The organism is Klebsiella sp. X13 (assembly GCF_003323835.1).
GTDB lineage: Bacteria > Pseudomonadota > Gammaproteobacteria > Enterobacterales > Enterobacteriaceae > Klebsiella > Klebsiella ornithinolytica.
This window is the reverse complement of the sequence record NZ_CP030874.1, coordinates 3,812,471-3,835,977: the sequence shown is the minus strand read 5'-3', so window position 1 is coordinate 3,835,977 and position 23,507 is coordinate 3,812,471. Positions and strand designations below refer to the sequence as shown.

Here is a 23,507-nt window from a genome sequence, read left to right as displayed (position 1 = left end):
GCTTCCTGTTATCGGAAATAGCGCAAGTATAGCGGCCGGCGGCAGCGTCGTGCGTGACGTTTAATTGCAAATATAATGGCTTAACTATCGATAATGCGAATGTCGCGCCCGGTGACAGGGGCGCGAGCGGGCGGGAGCTAAGCGGCAGCAATCATCTCGTGGGGCGGGTTGCCGAGCAGGGCCAGCAGGTTGGCAACCAGATGTGGCGCCACCATCTGCGGTTGAATATCCGGCTGCCACTGGCGCATTTGGGTCATCTCCATCCCGGCATAGCCGCAGGGGTTAATCCGCAGAAACGGCGACAGGTCCATCGCAATATTCAGCGCAAGCCCGTGAAACGAACAACCTTTCCGGATGCGTAAACCCAGCGAACAGATTTTTTGCTCGCCGACGTAGACGCCGGGCGCATCGGCGCGTGGATGTGATTCAATCGCGTATTCCGCCAGCGTATTGACCACGGTCTGTTCCAGCAGAGTAACCAGTTCGCGCACGCCCAGTTTCCGGCGCTTGAGGTTCAACAGAACATACATCACCTGCTGCCCTGGCCCGTGGTAGGTCACCTGGCCGCCGCGATCGCTTTGAATGACCGGAATGTTCCCCGGAACCAGCACGTGTTCGGCTTTTCCCGCCTGGCCTTGAGTAAAGACCGCAGGGTGCTCTACCAGCCAGATTTCGTCCAGCGTGCTGTCGTCGCGGGTATCGGTAAATTCATGCATCGCCTGCGAGACCGGTTCGTAAGGTTGCAGGCCAAGTTGACGAATAAGGATTTTGTTATGCTGCAAAACAACGTCTCCGCAGAGAGAGAAGTGACTTGAGGGGGGAGTATATCACAGCATAGCGGGGAGAGATGACCCGGCGCAGGACCGGGTCTGGGAATGGGTTACAGCACCATCCGGACGATATCGATATTGCCCAGCTCTTCGTACAGGGTTTCGACCTGCTCGATATGGGTTGCGTTGATGGTGATAGAGACCGAGTGGTAGTTCCCCTTGCTGCTCGGTTTTACCTGTGGAGAGTAATCACCAGGCGCATGGCGCTGTACCACTTCCACCACCTGATCAACCAGCTCAGGCAACGCCTGCCCCATTACTTTGTAAGTAAATGGAGTAGGGAATTCAAGCAGTTCGTTAAGTTTGGTTTTCATGTCAGCTCCGGTGTTACGACAAAAAATAATAACTCCCACGAAGTGTGGGAGTTATCAGGTTACTTTGATGATTAGTATATGGGGATGTAAATCACACTTTCAAGTGTTCGATTTTTAACCAAACCAGTGGTGGAACATTAACTTGATGTAATCAATCATTTTTCCGAAGAAATTGCCTTCAGGAATTTCTTGCAGGACGACCAGCGGGCGCTGATCGATCGTTTTACCGTCCAGCTGGAAGTTAATGGTGCCGACAACCTGATTTTTCTGCAGCGGGGCGTGCAGTTCGGTATTGTTCAGCACATAGCTGGCTTTCAGATCTTTCATGCGGCCACGAGGGATAGTCAGATAAACGTCTTTATCGACACCCAGCGAAGCGCGATCGCTGTCGCCAAACCAGGCTGGTTCGGAAGAGAACTCTTTCCCGGCTTTCAGCGGATTAACGGTTTCGAAGAAGCGGAAGCCCCAGGTCAGCAGTTTTTTGCTTTCGGATTCGCGGCCTTTGTAGGTGCGGCCGCCCATGACGGCGGAGATCAGACGCATCTGGCCTTCGGTCGCCGAGGCCACGAGGTTATAGCCCGCTTTATCGGTATGCCCTGTTTTAATCCCGTCGACGTTCAGGCTGTTATCCCACAGCAGACCGTTACGGTTCAGCTGACGAATGCCGTTAAAGGTGAACTCTTTTTCTTTATAGATGGTGTATTCGTTCGGTACATCGCGGATCAGCGCCTGGCCAATCAGCGCCATATCGCGCGCGGAGCTGTACTGGCCGTCGGCATCGAGGCCGTGAACGGTCTGGAAGTGGCTGTTTTTCAGGCCCAGCGCATTGACGTAGCTGTTCATCAGGCTGACGAAGGCATCCTGGCTGCCGGCAACATAGTCGGCCATGGCGACGCAGGCATCGTTACCTGACTGCAGGTTGATGCCGCGGATCAGCTGAGAAACCGGAACCTGCATACCCGGCTTCAGGAACATCAGTGAAGAGCCTTTAAACACCGGGTTACCGGTTGCCCACGCATCGTTACCCACCGTAACCAGGTCGGTTTCTTTAAACTTGCCCGCTTTCATGGCCTGACCGATGACGTAGCTGGTCATCATTTTGGTCAGACTCGCCGGGTCGCGGCGGGAATCGGCGTTATTCTCCGCCAGCACTTTGCCCGAATTGTAATCAATAAGAATCCAGGATTCGGCGTCAATCTGCGGCGCGCCTGGGATCATGGTTTTGAGATTCAGGTCATCGGCGTGGGCAGCGGAGGAGAGCGCTGCAACGGAGAGGGCCGTAACGAGTAAACGTGCGGTGAAAGAGGTCTTCATGGTCAGAACAACGGCATCCGTGATGGAGTTAAAAAAGTGCCTTACTATAACAAATGCTCTGTGGACCGGCATCCGACATTGCGCATGACTTTGTTAATGACTTTTTCATGCGCATCACAGTACGGACAACGACCCTACCTGTTTAGTTGGCGTGAGTAATAAATGATTGCAGCTGAGCTTCGCTTTGCAGGCGCTGTTGTACCGTGCTGGCCTGCGATTTACTGGCGAATGGCCCTAGTTGAATGCGCCACACTGCGCCGTTCTGCACGACGCGGCCAGGCACGGAAAACTGCTGGCTCAGACGCTGCTGATATTGCTGCGCGCGGGCCCGATCGCTGACGGCGCCGACCTGGACGACAAAATCGCCGCTGGCGCTGGCCGAAGAGGCGGCGACAGCCGTGGTTGCCGCCGCAGCCGGCGCTGCTGGCGTGACGCTGCCTTGCACAGAACCAGGGGCGGTAACCGGCGCGCTTTGGGTGGCAGTCTGAACCGCAGGCTCGCTGCTTTCCAGTACGCCGCTATTCAGGGGCGTCGGCGCGCCGAGGAAGCCGCTGCTGTTCACCGGAGCGCCAACGTTGTCTTCCGGCTTCAGCGTGGCATTGCTGATCGGGCGAACGTCGGTTGGCGCCGTCGGTTCGCTGGAAACACCTGCGCCGCCGTCAAGATCGGGACGGGCAGGCAGCGCATAGGTCTGTTTGGCGACGGTAGTACAGGCCATGCCCGGGCCGGAAAGCGAACCGTCCGGTGCGACGATGATCGGATCGATACGCACTTTGGTGTTGTTGGAGGTGTTCAGGCGATCGGCGGAGGCGCGAGAAAGCGAAATCACGCGATCGGTGCCGTACGGGCCGCGATCGTTAATGCGCACGACGATCATGCGGCCATTTGCCACGTTCGTCACGCGCACGTAGCTCGGGATCGGCAGCGTCGGGTGTGCTGCGGTCAGCTGCGTCGGGTCGAAGGCTTCGCCTGATGCCGTCAGGTTGCTGTTGGGCTCCGCATCATAAATGGCGGCCAGACCGGTCTGGGTAAAGTTAGACGGATCCTGGACGATTTTATAACTTTTACCCTCGCGCTCGTAATCCTGATTCGCCGTCGCATTTGGCGTCTCATAATGCGGATCGGCGCCGCTGATTTCCACGCTTGGGCCATTACAAACGGCCGGCTGTGGAGTGCTGACCGTCTTCTGTTGAACGTCTTCACCCGAACATGCCGCCAGCAGCCCCGCTGCTATGCAAATCCCCAGCCATTGCTTACGCATCGCAAACCCCTTAAACGCTTTTCGACAACATTTTTCTGTGGGTGTGGATCGACATCACGATACCAAACCCGGCCATCAATACGATCAGGGCTGAGCCCCCGTAGCTGACCAGCGGCAACGGTACCCCCACCACTGGTAAAATACCACTCACCATACCAATATTTACGAAGACATAAACGAATAAAATCAACATTAAACCACCGGCCATGACGCGACCGAAGGTGGTCTGCGCCTGGGCGGCGATCCACAGCCCGCGCATGATGAGCAAAATATAGAGCGCCAGTAGAATCAGCACGCCAATCAGGCCGAGCTCTTCGGCCAGGACCGCAAAGATAAAGTCGGTATGGCGTTCCGGCAGGAATTCAAGCTGCGACTGGGTGCCGTGCAGCCAGCCTTTGCCGCGTAATCCACCGGAGCCAATGGCGATTTTCGACTGGATAATATGATAGCCGGCACCCAGCGGATCGGTTTCCGGGTCGAGTAACATCATGACGCGCTGACGCTGATAATCATGCATCAGGAAGAACCATAAAATCGGAATAAACGCCGCAACCAGCACCACCGCCACGCCGATCAGGCGCCAGCTCAGCCCGGAAAGGAACAGCACGAACAGGCCAGACAACGCAATCAGAATCGATGTTCCGAGGTCAGGCTGGGCGGCAACCAGCAGGGTTGGCAGAAAAATCAGCACCAGCGCAATGGCGGTATTCTTCAGCGAGGGTGGGCAAACGTCGCGGTTGATAAAGCGCGCGACCATCAGCGGGACGGCGATTTTAGCAATTTCCGACGGCTGAAAGCGCACAACCCCCAGATCCAGCCAGCGCTGGGCGCCTTTGGAAATCGCGCCGAAAGCGTCAACCGCCACCAGCAAAATGATACAGAAGATATAAAGATAGGGCGCCCAGCCTTCATATACGCGCGGCGGGATTTGCGCCATCACGATCATGATCACCACGCCCATGGCGATCTGGCCTATTTTGCGCTCCATCATCCCGATGTCCTGGCCGCTGGCGCTCCAGATGACCAGCGCGCTGTAGGTCAGCAGCGCCAGCAGAATCAGCACCATGGTCGGATCGAGATGGATTTTATCCCATAGTGATTTTTTGTTCGGATTATCGGTCATTATTGATCCTCACCCGCCGTGACCGCCGGGTTTTCACTCGGCAGGTTTGTGTTGTTATCACCCAGCATAATGTGGTCGAGAATCTGGCGCATAATCGTGCCGACCGCCGGGCCAGCACCGCCGTTCTCAAGAATGATGGCAACAGCAACCTGGGGATTGTTATAAGGGGCAAACGCCGTCATGAGTTTATGGTCACGCAGACGTTCCGCGATTCGGTGCGCGTTATAGGTTTCATTGGCTTTCAGGCCAAATACCTGGGCTGTACCGGATTTCGCCGCAATTTTATAGGGCGCGCTGGCGAAGTATTTATGCGCGGTCCCGTTGCCACGGTTAGCGACGCCGAACATCCCGTCCTTGGCGATTTCCCAGAAGCCGGAGTGAATGTCGCCGACCGGCGGCTCGTGCGGTTGAACCCAGGGAACCTGTTTGCCGTCTTCGACGGTGCTTTGCAGCAGATGCGGCACTTTCACCAGACCGTCGTTTATCAGGATCATCAGCGCTTTGTTCATCTGAATCGGCGTGGCGGTCCAGTAGCCCTGGCCGATTCCGACCGGGATGGTGTCACCCTGATACCAGGGCTTCTTAAAGCGTTTCAGCTTCCATTCGCGGGTCGGCATATTCCCGGAACGCTCTTCCGACAGATCGATACCGGTATAGTGGCCGTAACCGAATTTGCTCATCCACTCAGAGAGGCGGTCGATACCCATATCATAAGCGACCTGATAGAAGTAGGTATCCGCAGACTCCTCGAGCGCTTTGGTCACATTCAGGTGCCCGTGACCCCATTTTTTCCAGTCGCGGTAGCGCTTGTCAGAGCCCGGCAGCTGCCACCAGCCCGGGTCGAACAGGCTGGTATTGCGGGTGATGACGTTCGCGCTGAGGGCCGATACGGCGACATAAGGCTTCACCGTCGACGCCGGCGGGTAGACCCCCTGAGTCGCGCGGTTGACCAGCGGAGTATTCGGATCGTTCAGCAGGGCGGAGTAGTCTTTACTGGAGATGCCGTCCACAAACAGGTTCGGGTCGTAGCTCGGCGTGGAGACCAGCGCGAGGATGCTGCCGGTACGCGGGTCGGTGACGACCACGGCAGCGCGGCTGCCGGCGAGCAGGGTCTCAATGTACTGCTGAAGCTTGAGATCGAGGGTCAAATAGATATCGCGCCCGGCCTGCGGCGGCACCTCTTTGAGCTGGCGAATGACGCGGCCGCGGTTGTTGACCTCAACCTCTTCATAGCCGGTCTGACCGTGCAGTACGTCTTCGTAATAGCGCTCGATTCCCAGCTTGCCAATATCATGCGTGGAGGCATAGTTGGCCAGCTTGCCCTCTTTATCCAGGCGATCGACGTCTTTATCGTTAATTTTTGAGACGTAGCCGATAACGTGGGTCAGCGCGGAATTATAGGGGTAGTAGCGGCGTTTATAGCCTTTTACTTCGACGCCGGGAAAGCGGTACTGGTTAACCGCAAAACGGGCCACCTGGACTTCGCTCAGGTTGACCTTGACGGGAATCGAGGTGAAGCGATGGGAACGCGAGCGTTCTTTCTTGAAGTTTGCAATATCATCATCGGTCAGATCGATGACGTCGCGTAACGCATCCAGCGTCTGCTGCACGTTATCGACTTTCTCCGGCATCATCTCCAGCTGGTAGATGGTGCGGTTCAGCGCCAGCGGCGTACCGTTGCGGTCATAGATAATGCCGCGACTGGGCGGAATGGGGACCAGCTTAATACGGTTTTCGTTGGAACGCGTTTGATAGTCGGTGTAGCGAACAATCTGCACGTTATAAAGATTGGCAACCAGTATGCCGGTAAGCAGCAAAATCCCCAAAAAAGCGACCAGCGCCCGGCGCACGAACAGCGAGGATTCAGCCGTATAGTCGCGGAAAGAATTCTGTAATTTCATTCGCTGCTTAGTCTACCCTGGTCATCATTATTCACGGTGGTAAGGGTGGTTGGTGGTAATGCTCCACGCACGATACAGGCTCTCAGCGACCAGTACGCGTACCAGCGGGTGAGGCAACGTGAGGGTGGAGAGTGACCAACTCTGTTCCGCTGCTGCTTTACAAGCCGGAGAGAGCCCCTCGGGACCGCCGATAAGCAGGCTGACGTCGCGGCCATCCTGTTTCCAGCGCTCCAGCTCTCGTGCCAGCTGCGGCGTATCCCACGGTTTTCCCGGAATATCCAGGGTCACGATGCGATTTTTGCCTGCGGCTGCCAGCATCATCTCCCCTTCTTTGTCGAGGATTCGCTTGATGTCGGCATTTTTACCGCGTTTACCGGCAGGGATTTCCAGCAGCTCGAACGGCATATCTTTTGGAAAACGGCGCAAATATTCACTAAAGCCGGTCTGAACCCAGTCCGGCATCTTGGTGCCAACGGCCACCAGCTGCAGCTTCACGCATTAACTCCAGAGTTTTTCCAGCTCGTACAGACGACGGCTCTCTTCCTGCATAACGTGAACCATGACGTCGCCAAGGTCGACAACAATCCAGTCAGCGGCGCTTTCACCTTCAACGCCAAGCGGCAGCATTCCTGCGGCGCGAGACTCTTGTACTACGTGGTCGGCGATGGACATTACATGGCGCGTAGAGGTGCCGGTGCAAATAATCATGCAATCTGTAATGCTGGATTTGCCATGAACGTCAATGGCAACGATGTCCTGACCTTTCAGGTCATCAATTTTGTCGATAACAAAATCCTGGAGTGCTTTACCCTGCAAGAGTTCCCCCTGGGTGAGTGAAGATTGATAATAATAAACAGCCTGACAGTATACCTGAACTCGTCGAAAAGTCGGGATAAATGTCGGTCAGCAAGCGATGGCGGCGGCTATCATCCCATCCATCGCCCGTGATTGCATCGCCATTTTTGTAAAACAATTTCTGGAAACATTGTTTAGCCGATACGTCCAGGCTGCGGAGAATAACAGCCTGCTCTGACCTGTCAATGGTCTGCACGGAATTCTTCTTCCTTCTGCCAGCGCGCCTGGCTATTTAATACCCGCAGCGTGGCAAAATCAGCGTGCAGTTCGAGTTCGCTCCATGTGCCATGGGCGACAGGAAAATGCCACATGGCCTCCGCCGGCAGCTTCAGCAACAGCGCGATAAGCAGACTCAGCCCACCTTTATGGCCCACGATCAGCAGATGATCTGGCTGCGGATGGTGCGTCAGCTTCTCGGCAAACGTGCGGACGCGGTGGGCGAAATGCTGAAAACTTTCGCCGTTGGTCGGCGCCGCATGCTGCCAGTCCGCGCACCAGGCGGCATAGTTTTCCGCGTCTTCGAGCTGTAAGTCCCGATGATGGCGCATTTCCCAGTCGCCAAAAAACATCTCGTTGAGTTCGGGGACAATCTGCCGGGGGATATGCCGTGTGCCGAGCAGCAGGTCGGCGGTGATGTGGGTGCGTTCCAGTTCGCTGCAGAGCACGCGATCGAACGTTACCGCCTGCAGCAGCTGGCCGAGCGTTCTCGCCTGCATCATGCCGCGTTCGGTTAGCGGAGTCGGGGCGTGTCCGCTGTAAAGGCCGGCAACATTGGCCTCAGTTTCACCATGTCGAACTAACCATAATTTCACTGAATATACGCCTTCTGACATCATCAAGGGATGAGGGAGAGTATATGCGAATCGGCGCGCTGCTATTGTATCCGGCGTCACCAACGCTGGGGCAACGGCCGGTTAACAGTAGAGTTTTTGCTGATGGATATACGCCAGTACCGCGGCCGGCAGCATGTCAGCGCAGGATTCTCCGCGTTCAAGGCGCTGGCGGATAATCGTTGCCGAAATATCAAACCACGGGGTTTCCGCCAGATAGATGACCCCGGCGGGACGGCTGTGCAGCTGTTCTGCGTCGTGGGTTAAATGTTTGTCCAGCCACCGCTGATCCTCTTCCCGTTTCATCACCAGCGGGTAGCCCGGACGACGGCAAACGATCAGATGGACATTATCCAGAATCGAGGTGTAATTGTGCCAGGTCGGGAAGGTGAGCAGCGAGTCCTGACCAATAATGAACGCCAGCGGCTGGTCCGGCCCTTGTTCCTGCCGCCACTCTTCGAGCGTTTGTGCCGACCAGGACGGCGTCTGACGCCGAAGCTCGCGTTCATCGAGCACGAACAACGGTTTATCGGCAATGGCCAGCGCCAGCATCTGTTTACGCTGGGCGCTGGTGGCTTCAGGCTGCGGGCGGTGTGGCGGAACATTGTTTGGGACGATAATGACTTTGCCAAGACCGATCTGATTCGCCAGAACCTCGACCGGTTTGAGGTGACCATAGTGCACCGGATCGAAGGTGCCGCCGTACATTGCCTGCAACTGAGTCATATCAACCATCAATAAACACGTCTGCCAGCGCTTTATGGCAGAGCAACAAAGAAAGGCTCTCTAATTCCGGCCAGATGGCGCTGCCGTAATCCTGCTTGAAGGTGAGCTCCGCTCGGGTCAGCAGAGTCACGGCCTGGCGTAACTGGTCCGTGCTGAGGCGCGCGAGCGCATCGCTTAACAGCTGTCGACGGTTCTGCCATACCCGATGTTTATCGAACAGCGTACGCAGCGGCGTATGGGCCGACTGGCGTTTCAGGTTAACCAGCAGCAGCAGCTCGCGTTGAAGCGTGCGCAGCAGAATAGCCGGTTCGCTGCCTTCCAGCCGTAACTGCTGCAGGATATGCAGCACCCGTTTGCTTTTGCCAGCCAGCAGCGCATCCACCCAGTGATAGGGCGTGAAGTGGGCGGCATCGTTGACCGCCTGCTCGACGCGCGGCAGCGTGAGCTTGCCATCCGGCCACAGCAGAGAGAGACGTTCCAGCGCCTGCGCCAGCGCCAGCAGGTTGCCTTCGTAGCAGTAGCACAGCAGCTGACTGGCGGCATCATCAAGATGCAAGTGGTGCTGTTTTGCCCGCGCCGCCAGCCATCGTGGCAGCTGCGCATATTCCGGCGTCTGACAGCTCACCTGAACCGCGCGGCTGGCCAGCGCGGTAACCCAGGCGGCATTTTCCTGCGCTTTGCTGAGCTTATTACCGCGAACGATTAACAGCAGGTCGTCATGGAGCATGCTGACCAGGGTGGCAAGCTGTTCGTTAATCGCCGCGTTAGGGCCGTTTTCCGGCAGGACCAGAAGCAGCGTCTGACGGCTGGCGAACAGGCTCATGGCCTGGCTGAGTGAGAAGAGGGCGGGCCAGTCGGTGCTGGCGTCGATGGTCGCGGTATGGTGTTCGGTAAAGCCCTGGGTAGCAGCGGCTTCGCGAATCGCGTCCTGACTTTCCTGCAACAGCAACGGATCGCTACCGAGTAATAAATAGGCCGCGCGCAGCCCTTCGGTGAGCTGCGCGCGGAGTTGCTCTGGGTACAGCCGAATCATCAGTTACCCAGCGTGGTGGAGACGCGGTTGCCGGAGGTGGAAGTGGCGTTAACCGGCTTCTCTTCCCCTTTCGTGGCTTCGACATCAGCAACGTGGACGCTTGGCAGCTTACGAATCAGCTGTTCAGCGGCTTTGTCGTACATCTCCTGGACGATCATATCCTGCTCGGCGTCTTTCGCTAACGCCGCCTGCGGGTTATCGAAGAACGAGCGGTAGACTTTCGTCGAGATCGGATAGATATCATGACCCGGGATTAGCACGCTTGCCTGCACCGTCAGCACCATCTGATATTCAGCCGTACGACCATCCTGGAAAATGGAAGCCGTATCTTTCTGAATGGATGACGCATCCAGACGCAGGGACGGAATATCCTTGCGCAGCGTGCTGCCGTCGACGATCTCGACGCCATTCAGACGCAGCTGATTACGTACCGAACGACTTAACGGACCATTCGGATCGCTCGACTGAAAGATCATGGTTTTCATCGCGGTGGGGACCTGAGTGGTACTCCGCAGATGCCAACCGCATCCGGCGGTGATGAGCACCGCCAGAGATAACAACAATGTTGCCAGATATCGCACGCTTCCTCCTGCGCTTAGCCAACGACCAGGTTGAGCAGTTTACCCGGGACGTAAATCACTTTACGTACGGTTACACCGTCGAGATACTTCGCAACCAGATGTTCCTGGCCCGCACGTGCACGAACCTGTTCTTCGGTTGCATCGACAGGAACGGTAATTTTACCACGGACTTTACCATTAACCTGAACAACAACCAGGGTGGTATTTTCAACCATAGCGCTTTCATCGGCGACTGGCCACGGCGCGTTGTCGATATCGCCTTCACCGCCCAGCTCCTGCCACAGCGTGAAGCAGGCGTGCGGGGTGAACGGATTGAGCATGCGCACAACCGCCAGCAGAGCCTCACGCATCAGCGCGCGATCCTGTTCGTTTTCCTGCGGCGCTTTCGCCAGTTTGTTCATCAGCTCCATGATCGCGGCGATCGCGGTGTTGAAGGTCTGACGACGGCCGATATCATCGGTCACTTTGGCGATCGTTTTGTGGACATCACGACGCAGCGCCTGCTGATCTTCGCTCAGGCTGGCAACGTCCAGCGCGGCAACCGGGCCCTGAGTCGTGTGCTCATAAACCAGTTTCCAGACACGTTTCAGGAAGCGGTTTGCCCCTTCAACGCCGGATTCCTGCCATTCCAGAGTCATATCTGCCGGAGAGGCGAACATCATAAACAGACGTACGGTATCCGCGCCGTAGCGTTCAACCATCACCTGCGGGTCGATGCCGTTGTTCTTCGACTTGGACATTTTGCTCATGCCGGTATACACCAGCTCGCGCCCCTGCGGATCGTAGGCTTTTACGATACGACCTTTTTCATCGCGCTCCACGGTGGCATCAACCGGAGAAACCCAGTTGCGCTCGCCGTTTTCGCCAACGTAATAGAAGGCGTCAGCCAGAACCATCCCCTGGCACAGCAGCTGTTTCGCCGGCTCGTCAGAGTTAACCATACCCGCGTCGCGCATCAGCTTATGGAAGAAGCGGAAGTACAGCAGGTGCATAATCGCATGTTCGATCCCGCCGATGTAAATATCGACCGGCAGCCAGTAGTTGGCGGCGTTTGGATCCAGCATTCCGTCATTGTACTGCGGGCAGGTATAGCGCGCGTAGTACCAGGAGGATTCCATAAAGGTATCGAAGGTGTCGGTTTCACGCAGCGCAGGCTGACCGTTAACGGTGGTTTTTGCCCATTCCGGATCGGCCTTGATTGGGCTGGTGATGCCGTCCATGACCACATCTTCCGGCAGAATGACCGGCAGCTGATCTTCCGGGGTCGGCATCACGGTACCGTCTTCCAGGGTGACCATTGGAATCGGCGCGCCCCAGTAACGCTGACGGGAAACGCCCCAGTCGCGAAGGCGATAGTTAATTTTGCGCTCGCCAACGCCCATCGCCGCCAGTTTGTCGGCGATAGCGTTAAAGCCCGCTTCGTAGCTCAGGCCATCGAACTCGCCGGAGTTGAAGAGGGTGCCTTTTTCAGTCAGCGCCTGCCCGGAGAGATCCGGTTCTGAGCCGTCTGCCGCCAGAATAACCGGCTTAATGTTCAGGCCATATTTGCTGGCAAATTCGTAGTCGCGCTGATCGTGACCCGGAACGGCCATGACGGCGCCGGTGCCGTATTCCATCAGCACGAAGTTTGCCGCCCAGACCGGAATTTCTTCGCCGGTCAGCGGGTGAATCGCTTTGTAGCCGGTATCGACACCTTTTTTCTCCATCGTCGCCATTTCTGCTTCGGCGACTTTGGTGTTGCGGCATTCGTCGATAAATGCAGCCAGCGCAGGGTTGTTCGCTGCCGCCTGCTGTGCCAGCGGATGACCCGCGGCTACGGCCAGGTAGGTACAGCCCATGAAGGTGTCCGGACGGGTGGTGTAGACGGTCAGCTTGTCGGCATACTCGTTAACGTTGAAGGAGATTTCTACCCCTTCGGAGCGGCCGATCCAGTTGCGCTGCATGGTCTTAACGGTATCAGGCCAGTGATCCAGTTTATCCAGATCGTTCAGCAGTTCGTCGGCGTAGGCGGTGATTTTGATAAACCACTGCGGGATCTCTTTACGCTCAACTTTGGTATCGCAGCGCCAGCAGCAGCCGTCGATAACCTGTTCGTTGGCAAGAACGGTCTGGTCGTTCGGACACCAGTTCACCGCAGACGTTTTTTTGTACACCAGGCCTTTTTTATACAGCTCGGTGAAGAATTTTTGCTCCCAGCGGTAGTATTCCGGGGTGCAGGTCGCCACTTCACGGCTCCAGTCATAGCCAAAGCCCAGCTTTTTCAGCTGGTTTTTCATGTAGGCAATATTGTCGTAGGTCCACGGGGCCGGCGCGGTGTTGTTTTTTACCGCGGCGCCTTCCGCCGGCAGACCAAACGCATCCCAGCCGATCGGCTGCAGAACGTTTTTGCCGAGCATACGCTGGTAGCGGGCAATCACGTCGCCGATGGTGTAGTTACGCACGTGACCCATGTGTAGTCGACCAGAAGGATAAGGAAGCATCGACAGGCAGTAATACTTCTCTTTGCTCTCGTCTTCAGTTACTTCAAATGTACGATGATCGTCCCAGTGAAGCTGGACTTTCGATTCTATCTCTTCCGGGCGGTATTGCTCTTGCATGGCAGCCAGTGGTCCTGTTTTCAATACAGCTACAAAATGTAGCCAATGGATGTGTTATCAGATCGGCATAGCATAGCCCAAACGCCCACGTCAAAACAGCCTTTCGCACATTAACATCGGCAAAAGCGGCGGAGACTATTTCGTGACTCTGTGGGCTAACTGGCAAAGCAGATGGCAAATAAGGTCTATTATTAGAAGAAGTTAACCACACCGGAGGCGAAATGATGAACAAGGTTGCTCAATTCTACCGTGAACTGGTGTCGACGCTCAGTGAACGGCTGCGCAATGGAGAACGTGATATTGACGCGCTGGTGGAACAGGCGCGGATGAAAATTAGCCAGTCTGGTGAGTTAACGCATCGCGAAGTTGAGACGCTGACCAAAGCGGTCAGGCGCGATCTGGAGGAGTTTGCCCGCAGCTATGAAGAGAGCCAGGACGAACTGACGGACAGCGTGTTTATGCGGTTGATAAAAGAGAGCCTGTGGCAGGAGCTGGCGGATATTACCGATAAAACCCAGCTGGAATGGCGCGAAGTGTTCCAGGATCTCAACCACCACGGGGTTTACCATAGTGGCGAAGTGGTGGGGCTGGGAAACCTGGTGTGCGAACACTGCCATTATCACCTGGCGGTCTATACCCCGGATATTCTGCCGCGTTGCCCGAAATGCGGCCATGACCAGTTCCAGCGTCGTCCCTTTGAGCCTTGATACGCCGCGCTGAGGTGGCTGAATGAAATCAGGCGCGCACCTGCCGATGCGCGCCTGTAAAATGACCCGTTAATGCAGAATTTTGGCGAGGAAGTCTTTTGCGCGATCGGATTGCGGATTGGCGAAAAATGCTTCTTTGTCAGAGTCTTCGACAATTTTCCCTTCATCCATAAAGATCACCCGGTTGGCGACCTTACGGGCAAAGCCCATTTCGTGCGTCACCACCATCATCGTCATGCCTTCGTTGGCCAGTTCAACCATGACATCCAGCACTTCGTTGATCATTTCCGGATCCAGTGCGGAAGTCGGTTCGTCAAACAGCATAGCAATGGGATCCATACAGAGCGCACGGGCGATAGCCACGCGCTGCTGCTGGCCGCCGGAGAGCTGGGCCGGATATTTATCGGCATGGGCGGAGAGTCCCACGCGTTCCAGCAGCTTCAGGCCTTTTGCCCGGGAAGCGGCTTTATCGCGGTTAAGCACTTTGACCTGCGCCAGCGTCAGGTTATCGATAATCGACAGATGCGGAAACAGTTCAAAGTGCTGGAACACCATCCCGACGCGGGAACGCAGCCTGGCAAGGTTGGTTTTTTTATCGTTGACCCGGGTACCATCCACGGTGATCTCACCCTGTTGAATAGGCTCCAGGCCGTTGACGGTTTTAATCAACGTTGATTTGCCCGAGCCGGAAGGCCCGCATACCACCACTACTTCACCTTTTTTCACTTCCGTGGAGCAATCGGTCAGCACCTGAAAGTGACCATACCATTTTGAAACGTTTTTCAGGGTAATCATTACACAGTCCTTTTCTTCAACCAGCTGACCAACAGCGATGCGCTGAGACTAATGACAAAATAAACGGCGCCTGCGAACAGGATCATCTCGACCTGGGTTCCGTCGCGCTCGCCGATGGTAGAGGCGGTACGGAAGAAGTCGGCCAGGCTGAGAACGTAAACCAGAGAGGTATCCTGAAACAGTACGATCCCCTGGGTGAGCAGCAGCGGCACCATGGCGCGAAACGCCTGCGGCAGAATAATCAGCTTCATGGATTGCCACTGGGTCATCCCCAGCGCCAGCGCGGCGCTCGACTGGCCGCGAGAGATACTCTGGATACCCGCGCGGATAATTTCCGAATAGTACGCCGCTTCAAACATCGAGAAGGCCACCATCGCGGAGATCAAGCGGATATCGCTCTTCGGCGACAGGCCCAGGACGTTCTGCAGGAAACCGGGAACAATCAGATAAAACCACAGCAGGACCATCACCAGCGGGATCGAGCGGAACACGTTGACGTAGGTCTTCGCAAACCACGCCAGCGGCAGGAAGCTGGACAGACGCATAACCGCCAGCAGGGTGCCCCAGACGATACCAAAAATGATGGCGGTCACGGTGATTTTCAGGGTGATAACCAGCCCGGCCAGCAGGTAGGGCATTGATGGGACGATAGAACTCCAGTCAAAATCGTACATGTTTATTTGCCTCCCATATTGCCCGGCAGGCGGACCTTGCGTTCAACCACATACATCACCAGCATAATCACCGCATTAATAAACACATAGGCGAGGGTAATCGCGGTAAAGGATTCCCAGGCGTGGGCTGAGTAATCCAGCAGCTTGCCTGCCTGTGCCGCCATATCCGCCAGCCCGATGGTTGAAGCGATGGCCGAGTTTTTCACCAGGTTCATCATCTCCGAGGTCATCGGCGGCACAATGACCCGATAGGCGTTGGGCAGCAGTACGTAACGATAGGTCTGCGGCAGCGTCAGGCCCATGGCCAGCCCGGCGTTTTTCTGTCCGCGCGGCAGTGACTGAATGGCGGCGCGCACCTGTTCGCATACGCGAGCGGCGGTAAACAGCCCCAGACACATCATCGAAGAGAGGAAGAACTGAATATTCGGATCGAGCTCGGATTTAAACCACATGCCGATGTTTTCCGGCAGGAGCTCCGGCACCACCAGGTACCAGGTGAAGAACTGAACGATCAGCGGGACATTACGGAACAGTTCAACGTAGCAGGTGCCGATGCTGGATAACCAGCGGTTGGGGGCAGTGCGTAAAATGCCGAACAGCGAGCCGACGAAAAAAGCGATAATCCAGGCGCTAATCGACAGTGCGATGGTGACCTGAAAGCCGCTCCAGAGCCAACCCAGATAGGTGGTATTGCCGAACGGGGCCTGTTGCAGGAAGATTCCCCAGTTCCAGTCTATTGACATAAATGACTCCTGGAAAAAAAAGGGTAGCATCGCTACCCTCGAAGATCATTGTGCAGCCTGTTTCGGTATTCGCGGCGGCTGGGGAACGACCAGCCACCGTATAGTCTGTCCGTGCTGTCACAACAATCGGGAGGGCAGGATGTCCTGCCCCTTGTTTTTTTAATTAGTTCAGAGCTTTGTCGTTAGGGGTCTTGAACAGCGCCTTCATGTCGTCGGAGAGTTCGAAGTTCATATTCAGATTTTTCGGCGGGATGGGGTTTTTAAACCACTTATCAAACCATTTTTCCGCTTCGCCGGAGGTCTGGGCCGTGGCGACGGTGTCATCAATCAGCTTTTTAAACTGCGGATCGTCTTTGCGCAGCATACAGCCGTAGGCTTCTTTCGACTGGGCCGTGCCGACGATCTCCCAGTTATCCGGCTTCTTCGCTTTCGCACGTTCGCCGGCCAGCAGCGCATCGTCCATCATAAAGGCCACCGCACGACCGCTTTCCAGAGTACGGAAGGAGTCGCCGTGGTCTTTGGCGCTGATAATGCGCATGTTCATTTTCTTCTCGTCATTCAACTTATGCAGCAGAACTTCGGAAGTGGTACCGGACGTGACGACAACCGCTTTGTCTTTCAGGTCCGGGAAATCTTTAATTGCACCGCCTTTTTTCACCAGCAGGCGGGTACCCACGACGAAAATGGTATCGGAGAAGGCGGCTTGTTTCTGACGTTCAAGGTTATTGGTCGTGGAGCCGCACTCGAAGTCGTAAGTACCGTTCTGCAGCAGCGGAATACGGTTTTGCGAGGTCACCGGAACCAGTTTTACCTGCAGGTCAGGCTTATTCAGCTGTTTCTTGATGGCGTCAACGATAGCGTTGGAGTAGTCCTGAGAGTAACCGACCACTTTTTGTTGATTGTCATAGTAAGAGAACGGAACGGAGGATTCACGGTGGCCGACGACGATGACGCCGTTTTTAGCGATTTTGTCCAGCGTGCTGCCTGCTGCCGGGGCGGCATCTTCCGCATGCGCCAGACCGGCGGTCATACCCATGACCAGCATCGCTGTGGCCAGTTTACGTAATTGCATATCCAACTCCTTATCCTCAGCGTCATTGACGCTTTTGATACCCATTGTGAATGTGTGTGTGCGTTATTATGGCTGCGACACTGACACGCAGCATTTGTATGTGTTTGTTAGCATTTAGTTTGGCTTAATGTAAAGATTTTGCTGCTTTATTGTTTATTTTTGCGAAGTGCTCCGCACCATTTAAAGGCAAAAATCGTCCATTGCACCATGTTAGTGCCTGAGGTGAGCGATGCTGGTGCAACCGGGTTATACCAACAATAAATGTCGCCGCGACCTGAGAATATTAAGCAATGCTCGTGCCAGGTTGGCGAGTAGAGAGAGGTCAGAATGGTCAGAATAGAGAGAAGGGCGGCCCCGGCGACGGCTGCCGGCCGGGGCTATGCGGATCGACAATAAGATCCGCAGGCTATAACGATTAGCGACGACGCTGGCGCAGGCTCATGATCAGCGCGCCAAAACCCAACAGCGCGGTCAGCGCCCACAGCGGCCAGTTACCGGTACGGGCGTACGGGGTCAGGCCGGAAGTCGGAGTGACTTTCGTGGTCAGCACTGCGCGGGTGAACTGCGGGATCATGTCCTGAATTTCCCCACGCGGGCCGATGACGGCGGTAATACCGTTATTGGTGCTGCGCAGCAGCGGACGCGCCAGCTCCAGGGCGCGCATCCGCGCCATCTGGAAATGCTGCCACGGACCGATGGACTTGCCAAACCAGGCATCGTTGGAGATGGTCAGCAGGTAGTCGGTATCCGGGCGGAAGTTATCCCGCACCTGCTCGCCGAGAATAATCTCGTAGCAGATAGCCGCCGTCAGCTTCATGTTATGCGCCACCAGCTGCGGCTGCACGTACGGACCGCGGCTGAAAGAGGACATCGGTAAATCGAAGAACGGAGCCAGCGGGCGTAGAATGGACTCCAGCGGCACGAATTCACCGAACGGCACCAGATGATTCTTGTTGTAGCGATCTTTGGAGTCGTAACTGTAGGGGTTATCTTTGCCCAGCGTAATGATGGTGTTGTAGGTATTGTAACGGTTCTGCTTGTTAAGCCGGGCGTCGACAATACCGGTAATCAACGAGCTGTCTTTCGCCCGCAGCAGGTCGTCCATCATACTCAGGAAATTCTGCTGGTTGATTTCCAGATCCGGGATCGCCGACTCTGGCCAGACGATTAGCTGGGATGAACCCATATGCGGCTGCGTCAAATCCAGATAGATTTTCAGCGTATTCACCAGCTGATTTTCATCCCATTTCAGCGCCTGGGGAATATCACCCTGTACCAAAGATACCTGGGTAGCCCGTTCCGGCAGCAGTTGATACCACTGGATGTAGCGCAGCGGGAAGGGCAACGCGAACAGCACGATAGCGGCAACCAACGGTTTCCAGCTGCGGTGAATGAGCGCAAGGACCAGCAGGCCGCTGACCACCATCAACAGGAAGTTAATGGCTTCAACGCCCATTACCGGCGCTAGCCCTTTCAACGGGCCGTCAATCTGGCTGTAGCCAAACTGCAGCCACGGGAAGCCGGTCAGCACCCAGCCGCGCAGGAATTCGGTGATTTGCCAGACAACCGGGGCAGCGACGGCGACGCGTATCCAGTTTGTTTTGGGCCACAGGCGCGACAGCAGACCGGCGAACAGTCCGGTATACAGCGACATATAAGCCGCCAGCAGTACCACGAGGAATACGTTGACCGGGCCGGGCATGCCACCGAACTGGGCAATGCTGACATAGACCCAGTTGATGCCGGAACCGAACAGTCCCAGGCCCCAGAAAAAGCCGATCCAGGCGCTTTGCAGCGGACGTCGGTTGAGGGTTAACCCCTGCAGGCCGATTAACGAAACAATCGCCGCAGGCCAGATGTCATAAGGAGAAAAAGCCAGCGTTCCGCTGGCTCCGAATAATAGCGCCAGCAGCAGACGTACGCGCTGGCGTTCGATGAGAGAGGCAAATACCATTTAGGTTAATCGTCCCGTGTAATTAATCTTCCAGCTTCGGCTGTGGCGCGTCATCAGGAAGTTTGACATGTACCTGGATGATACGTCGGCTATCGGCCATGGCGACTTTGAATTGGTAACCATCGATGTCAATAGACTCACCGCGCGCCGGCAGATGGCCGAAGGCCTGCATCACCAGCCCGCCAATGGTATCCACCTCTTCATCGCTGAAGTGAGTGCCATAGGCTTCGTTGAAGTCTTCAATGGAGGCCAGGGCGCGCACCGTCCAGGTGTGGCGGCTCAGCTGACGAAAATCGATATCTTCTTCTTCATCGTATTCGTCTTCGATCTCGCCGACGATAAGCTCGAGAATGTCTTCAATGGTCACCAGACCGGAGACACCGCCGAACTCATCGATCACGATAGCCATATGGTAACGCTGGGAGCGGAACTCTTTCAGCATGCGGTCAACCCGCTTACTTTCAGGCACGACAACCGCCGGGCGTAACACTTTTTCCATGCTGAATGCTTCGGAATCGCTGCGCATAAACGGCAGCAGGTCCTTGGCCATCAGAATCCCTTCAATGTGATCTTTATCTTCGCTGATGACCGGGAAACGCGAGTGGGCGGACTCGATGATCACATCGAGGCATTCGTCCAGGGTCTGATTGCGTTTCAGGGTAATCATCTGCGAGCGGGGGATCATGATATCGCGGACGCGCTGGTCGGCGATGTCCATTACCCCTTCGAGCATATCGCGCGTATCTTCGTCGATAAGGTCGTTTTGCCCGGAATCACGGATCAGCTCCAGCAGTTCATCACGGTTTTTCGGTTCTCCGTGAAAAAGCTGGCTGAGTAACAGGGAGAAGAATCCCTTTTTGCTGTTTACTGTGTCACTACTGTGTGAATTGTCGTCGCTCATGGCGTCGTGTGGGTTCTCATGTCAGTTAATTTGTCGCTCGTCGCGCGTGTGTTCAGCGCCGGACGGCATGGGGGCCGCTCGCCGGTTAAACCGGCGGCAGGCTATTCCTTCTCGGCAATGTACGGATCCTCATAGCCCAGAGCAAGCATTATCTCTGTTTCGAGGCCTTCCATCTCTTCCGCTTCTTCATCAATGATATGGTCATAGCCCAGCAGGTGCAGACTGCCGTGAATCACCATATGCGCCCAGTGCGCCTCCAGCGGTTTGTCTTGCTCTTTGGCTTCCTGTTCAACGACCTGACGGCAGATGATCAGGTCGCCAAGCAGCGGCAGTTCGATACCCGGCGGAGCTTCAAACGGGAACGACAGCACGTTGGTCGGCTTATCCTTGCCGCGATAGGTCAGATTCAGCTCATGGCTTTCGGCTTCGTCTACCAGCCGCACGGTCACTTCTGACTCCTCCTGGAACTGAGGAATGACGGCATCGACCCAGCGTTGAAACTGGGCTTCATCCGGTAACCCGGCGCTATCTTCGCAAGCCAGCTGTAAATCGAGAATAACCTGACTCATTTCTGCTCCTGTTCCTGGGCTTCGCGTTTGCGCTCGGCGGCCAGCTCTGCTTTACGTTTTTGGTCAGCTTCTTCCCACGCTTCATACGCATTCACGATGCGGGCTACCACCGGGTGGCGTACCACATCTTCGCTATGGAAGAAATTGAAGCTGATTTCATCGACTTCCGCCAGCACCTCAATGGCGTGGCGCAGACCGGATTTGGTGCTGCGCGGCAGGTCTATCTGAGTGACGTCGCCGGTGATCACCGCTTTTGAGTTAAAACCGATACGGGTCAGGAACATCTTCATCTGTTCGATGGTGGTGTTCTGGCTTTCATCGAGAATAATAAACGCATCGTTCAGCGTACGGCCGCGCATATAGGCCAGCGGCGCGACTTCGATCACGTTGCGCTCAATCAGCTTCTCGACCTTCTCAAAGCCGAGCATTTCGAACAACGCATCGTACAGCGGGCGCAGGTACGGATCGACTTTCTGGCTCAGGTCGCCGGGCAGGAAGCCGAGCTTTTCCCCGGCTTCGACGGCAGGGCGGGTCAGCAGAATACGGCGTACGTCCTGGCGTTCGAGCGCGTCGACCGCTGCGGCTACCGCAAGATAGGTTTTCCCGGTCCCGGCAGGGCCGACGCCGAAGGTAATATCATGATCGAGAATGTTGGCGATGTACTGCGCCTGGTTTGGCGTACGCGGCTTAATCACGCCACGCCGGGTCTTGATATTGACGGCCTTACCGTACTCCGGCACGCTTTCGGCGCTTTGTTCCAGCACCCGTGCCTCTTTGATGGCCAGATGAATCTGTTCCGGTTCAATATCCTGAATCTGTCCGCGCATCGGCGCAGTATCGACGTACAGGCTGCGCAGGATATCGGCTGCCGCGTTCACGCATATCATGCGCCCGGTCAGTTTAAAGTGATTGTCACGGCGATTAATTTCGATGCCTAATCGGCGTTCCAGCTGTTTGATGTTGTCGTCAAACGGGCCACACAGCCCCAGCAGGCGTGCGTTATCCGCTGGCTCCAGGGTAATTTCACGGGTTTCTATGTTCAAGCTGTTCCTCTTTACGCGTTTTGCCGGACAGCGAACGTCTCCGGCCAGTAAGGAAATTATTCACGTCATGGGAATATGGCGCAAGCATTGCGATGAATATTGGGTCGGGGAGAGGAAATACAAGGCCTGCCGGGGCGGCAGGCCTGAACGGATCACGGCTGATAGGTTCCGACGCCGAGGTCGTTTTCTTTGCGGGTGCGGGCGATAACGGATTCCGGAGATTCCGCGATACGCAGCCCCATTTCCTCTTCGGTACGCACAATTTTACCGCGCAGCGAGTTGGTGTAGACGTCAACGATTTCGACATCGACGAACTTACCGACCATATCCGGAGTGCCTTCGAAGTTGACTACCCGGTTGTTCTCGGTGCGTCCTGAGAGCTCCATGATGCTTTTACGGGAGGTGCCTTCAACCAGAATGCGCTGGGTGGTGCCAAGCATGCGGCGGCTCCACGCCATCGCCTGCTGGTTGATGCGCTCCTGCAGAATATACAGGCGCTGCTTCTTGTCCTTTTCCGGGACGTCGTCGACCATATCCGCCGCCGGAGTGCCCGGACGGGCAGAGAAGATAAAGCTGTAGCTCATGTCATGATTGACATCGGCAATCAGCTTCATGGTCTTCTCGAAATCTTCATTGGTTTCGCCAGGGAAGCCAACGATAAAGTCGGAGCTAATCTGGATATTCGGGCGCGCTTCGTACAGCTTGCGGATAATCGCTTTGTATTCCAGCGCCGTGTGGGTACGTCCCATCAGGTTCAGCACCCGATCGGAACCGCTCTGCACCGGCAAGTGCAGGAAGCTCACCAGCTCCGGCGTATCGCGATAAACATCGATGATGTCATCGGTAAACTCGATCGGGTGGCTGGTGGTAAAGCGAATGCGGTCGATACCGTCGATCGCCGCCACCAGACGCAGCAGATCGGCAAAACTGCCGGTCGTTCCGTCGTAGTTCTCGCCACGCCATGCATTGACGTTTTGACCCAGCAGGTTGACTTCACGGACCCCCTGAGCGGCCAGCTGAGCGATTTCAAACAGAATATCGTCGCAGGGGCGGCTGACTTCTTCACCGCGGGTGTAAGGCACCACGCAGTAAGTACAGTATTTATTGCAGCCTTCCATGATGGAGACGAATGCCGTTGGGCCTTCGGCGCGCGGTTCCGGCAGGCGGTCGAATTTTTCGATTTCGGGGAAACTGACGTCTACAACCGGACTGCGGTTGCCGCGAACGGAGTTGATCATCTCCGGCAGGCGATGGAGCGTCTGCGGCCCGAAAATAATATCGACGTAGTGGGCGCGTTGGCGAATATGGTGACCTTCCTGAGAGGCGACACAACCGCCGACGCCAATAATCAGGTCGGGATTCTTCTCTTTCAGTAGCTTCCAGCGGCCTAACTGATGGAAGACTTTTTCCTGAGCCTTCTCACGGATTGAGCAGGTATTGAGCAGCAGCACATCCGCTTCTTCCGCCACTTCGGTCAGTTGATACCCGTGCGTGGCATCCAGCAGATCGGCCATCTTTGATGAATCATATTCGTTCATCTGACAGCCCCAGGTTTTAATATGGAGTTTTTTTGTCATCGACTTGCTCATGCTTAAGTATATATACCCAAAGCTATTTTCTTCACCGGGAATGACTCTGCAATGTGAAGGATAGCGGGTATAAAGCCAGGATTGCAGGGCGCGTA

General features: G+C 55.8%; 24 protein-coding genes. 1 reads left to right on the top strand and 23 read right to left on the bottom strand.

Annotated features, from left to right (window positions below; genetic code table 11):
• Positions 1 to 137: 137 nt before the first annotated feature.
• The 14 genes from lipB to leuS all read right to left on the bottom strand — a co-directional run bounded on the left by lipB (position 138) and on the right by leuS (position 13,365).
• Positions 138 to 782, bottom strand: a complete 645-nt coding sequence (lipB, locus tag DSD31_RS18285) for a lipoyl(octanoyl) transferase LipB (protein ID WP_004859525.1) — start codon at positions 780 to 782, stop codon at positions 138 to 140.
• Positions 783 to 880: 98 nt separating this feature from the next.
• Entirely contained in the window at positions 881 to 1,144 is a 264-nt protein-coding gene (ybeD, locus tag DSD31_RS18280) for a DUF493 family protein YbeD (protein WP_004859527.1), read from the bottom strand.
• A 114-nt stretch (positions 1,145 to 1,258) separates the two neighbouring features.
• Complete coding sequence (dacA, locus tag DSD31_RS18275; RefSeq protein ID WP_015584896.1) at positions 1,259 to 2,458, bottom strand: D-alanyl-D-alanine carboxypeptidase DacA; 1,200 nt, start codon at positions 2,456 to 2,458, stop codon at positions 1,259 to 1,261.
• A gap of 142 nt (positions 2,459 to 2,600) precedes the next feature.
• Complete coding sequence (gene rlpA / locus DSD31_RS18270; RefSeq protein WP_004859534.1) at positions 2,601 to 3,719, bottom strand: endolytic peptidoglycan transglycosylase RlpA; 1,119 nt, start codon at positions 3,717 to 3,719, stop codon at positions 2,601 to 2,603.
• A gap of 10 nt (positions 3,720 to 3,729) precedes the next feature.
• The gene (gene mrdB, locus DSD31_RS18265; protein ID WP_004859537.1) at positions 3,730 to 4,842 is read right to left on the bottom strand and encodes a peptidoglycan glycosyltransferase MrdB; all 1,113 of its coding nucleotides are present in this window, start codon (positions 4,840 to 4,842) and stop codon (positions 3,730 to 3,732) included.
• A complete protein-coding gene (mrdA, locus tag DSD31_RS18260; protein WP_004859539.1) occupies positions 4,842 to 6,743 on the bottom strand; it encodes a peptidoglycan DD-transpeptidase MrdA in 1,902 nt (633 codons plus the stop codon). The genes mrdB and mrdA overlap by 1 nt, the downstream gene beginning before the upstream one ends.
• A gap of 27 nt (positions 6,744 to 6,770) precedes the next feature.
• Positions 6,771 to 7,238 (bottom strand): 23S rRNA (pseudouridine(1915)-N(3))-methyltransferase RlmH, encoded by a 468-nt coding sequence (rlmH, locus tag DSD31_RS18255; protein WP_015584895.1) that lies wholly within the window; start codon positions 7,236 to 7,238, stop codon positions 6,771 to 6,773.
• Positions 7,239 to 7,241: 3 nt separating this feature from the next.
• A complete protein-coding gene (gene rsfS, locus DSD31_RS18250; protein WP_004859547.1) occupies positions 7,242 to 7,559 on the bottom strand; it encodes a ribosome silencing factor in 318 nt (105 codons plus the stop codon).
• Positions 7,549 to 7,794 (bottom strand): hypothetical protein, encoded by a 246-nt coding sequence (locus DSD31_RS26235; protein WP_123628993.1) that lies wholly within the window; start codon positions 7,792 to 7,794, stop codon positions 7,549 to 7,551. Before DSD31_RS26235 ends, rsfS begins: the two co-directional genes overlap by 11 nt.
• Positions 7,781 to 8,410: an adenosylcobalamin/alpha-ribazole phosphatase gene (locus DSD31_RS18240; protein ID WP_032716886.1), complete on the bottom strand. Its 630-nt coding sequence runs from the start codon at positions 8,408 to 8,410 to the stop codon at positions 7,781 to 7,783. The genes DSD31_RS26235 and DSD31_RS18240 overlap by 14 nt, the downstream gene beginning before the upstream one ends.
• Before the next feature lie 102 nt (positions 8,411 to 8,512).
• Entirely contained in the window at positions 8,513 to 9,163 is a 651-nt protein-coding gene (gene nadD, locus DSD31_RS18235) for a nicotinate-nucleotide adenylyltransferase (RefSeq protein WP_004859552.1), read from the bottom strand.
• The gene (gene holA, locus DSD31_RS18230; protein ID WP_015584892.1) at positions 9,156 to 10,187 is read right to left on the bottom strand and encodes a DNA polymerase III subunit delta; all 1,032 of its coding nucleotides are present in this window, start codon (positions 10,185 to 10,187) and stop codon (positions 9,156 to 9,158) included. The genes nadD and holA overlap by 8 nt, the downstream gene beginning before the upstream one ends.
• Positions 10,187 to 10,768 (bottom strand): LPS assembly lipoprotein LptE, encoded by a 582-nt coding sequence (lptE, locus tag DSD31_RS18225; RefSeq protein WP_004859556.1) that lies wholly within the window; start codon positions 10,766 to 10,768, stop codon positions 10,187 to 10,189. The genes holA and lptE overlap by 1 nt, the downstream gene beginning before the upstream one ends.
• Before the next feature lie 14 nt (positions 10,769 to 10,782).
• Entirely contained in the window at positions 10,783 to 13,365 is a 2,583-nt protein-coding gene (gene leuS, locus DSD31_RS18220) for a leucine--tRNA ligase (protein ID WP_086817059.1), read from the bottom strand.
• Between the two features lie 224 nt (positions 13,366 to 13,589).
• On the opposite strand from leuS, the gene DSD31_RS18215 reads away from it, so the two are divergent.
• Entirely contained in the window at positions 13,590 to 14,072 is a 483-nt protein-coding gene (locus tag DSD31_RS18215; RefSeq protein ID WP_113991402.1) for a zinc ribbon-containing protein, read from the top strand.
• 69 nt (positions 14,073 to 14,141) lie between these two features.
• Here DSD31_RS18215 and DSD31_RS18210 read toward each other — a convergent pair whose 3' ends face one another.
• From DSD31_RS18210 to miaB, 9 genes are all read right to left on the bottom strand, one after another.
• Positions 14,142 to 14,867, bottom strand: coding sequence for an amino acid ABC transporter ATP-binding protein (locus DSD31_RS18210; protein ID WP_004859562.1), 726 nt, complete (start codon positions 14,865 to 14,867; stop codon positions 14,142 to 14,144).
• On the bottom strand, positions 14,867 to 15,541 hold the full coding sequence (gltK, locus tag DSD31_RS18205; protein ID WP_004859564.1) for a glutamate/aspartate ABC transporter permease GltK: 675 nt from the start codon (positions 15,539 to 15,541) through the stop codon (positions 14,867 to 14,869). The genes DSD31_RS18210 and gltK overlap by 1 nt, the downstream gene beginning before the upstream one ends.
• Before the next feature lie 2 nt (positions 15,542 to 15,543).
• Positions 15,544 to 16,284: an amino acid ABC transporter permease gene (locus DSD31_RS18200; protein WP_004859566.1), complete on the bottom strand. Its 741-nt coding sequence runs from the start codon at positions 16,282 to 16,284 to the stop codon at positions 15,544 to 15,546.
• A gap of 163 nt (positions 16,285 to 16,447) precedes the next feature.
• Entirely contained in the window at positions 16,448 to 17,356 is a 909-nt protein-coding gene (locus DSD31_RS18195) for an amino acid ABC transporter substrate-binding protein (protein ID WP_015584889.1), read from the bottom strand.
• Positions 17,357 to 17,771: 415 nt separating this feature from the next.
• Positions 17,772 to 19,310, bottom strand: coding sequence for an apolipoprotein N-acyltransferase (lnt, locus tag DSD31_RS18190; RefSeq protein WP_004859570.1), 1,539 nt, complete (start codon positions 19,308 to 19,310; stop codon positions 17,772 to 17,774).
• Between the two features lie 22 nt (positions 19,311 to 19,332).
• Entirely contained in the window at positions 19,333 to 20,211 is an 879-nt protein-coding gene (gene corC, locus DSD31_RS18185) for a CNNM family magnesium/cobalt transport protein CorC (protein WP_004859572.1), read from the bottom strand.
• Between the two features lie 101 nt (positions 20,212 to 20,312).
• Positions 20,313 to 20,780, bottom strand: a complete 468-nt coding sequence (gene ybeY / locus DSD31_RS18180) for an rRNA maturation RNase YbeY (protein ID WP_004859574.1) — start codon at positions 20,778 to 20,780, stop codon at positions 20,313 to 20,315.
• Entirely contained in the window at positions 20,777 to 21,823 is a 1,047-nt protein-coding gene (locus tag DSD31_RS18175; RefSeq protein ID WP_004859576.1) for a PhoH family protein, read from the bottom strand. Before DSD31_RS18175 ends, ybeY begins: the two co-directional genes overlap by 4 nt.
• A 152-nt stretch (positions 21,824 to 21,975) precedes the next feature.
• The gene (gene miaB, locus DSD31_RS18165; protein WP_004859577.1) at positions 21,976 to 23,400 is read right to left on the bottom strand and encodes a tRNA (N6-isopentenyl adenosine(37)-C2)-methylthiotransferase MiaB; all 1,425 of its coding nucleotides are present in this window, start codon (positions 23,398 to 23,400) and stop codon (positions 21,976 to 21,978) included.
• Positions 23,401 to 23,507 lie beyond the last annotated feature (107 nt).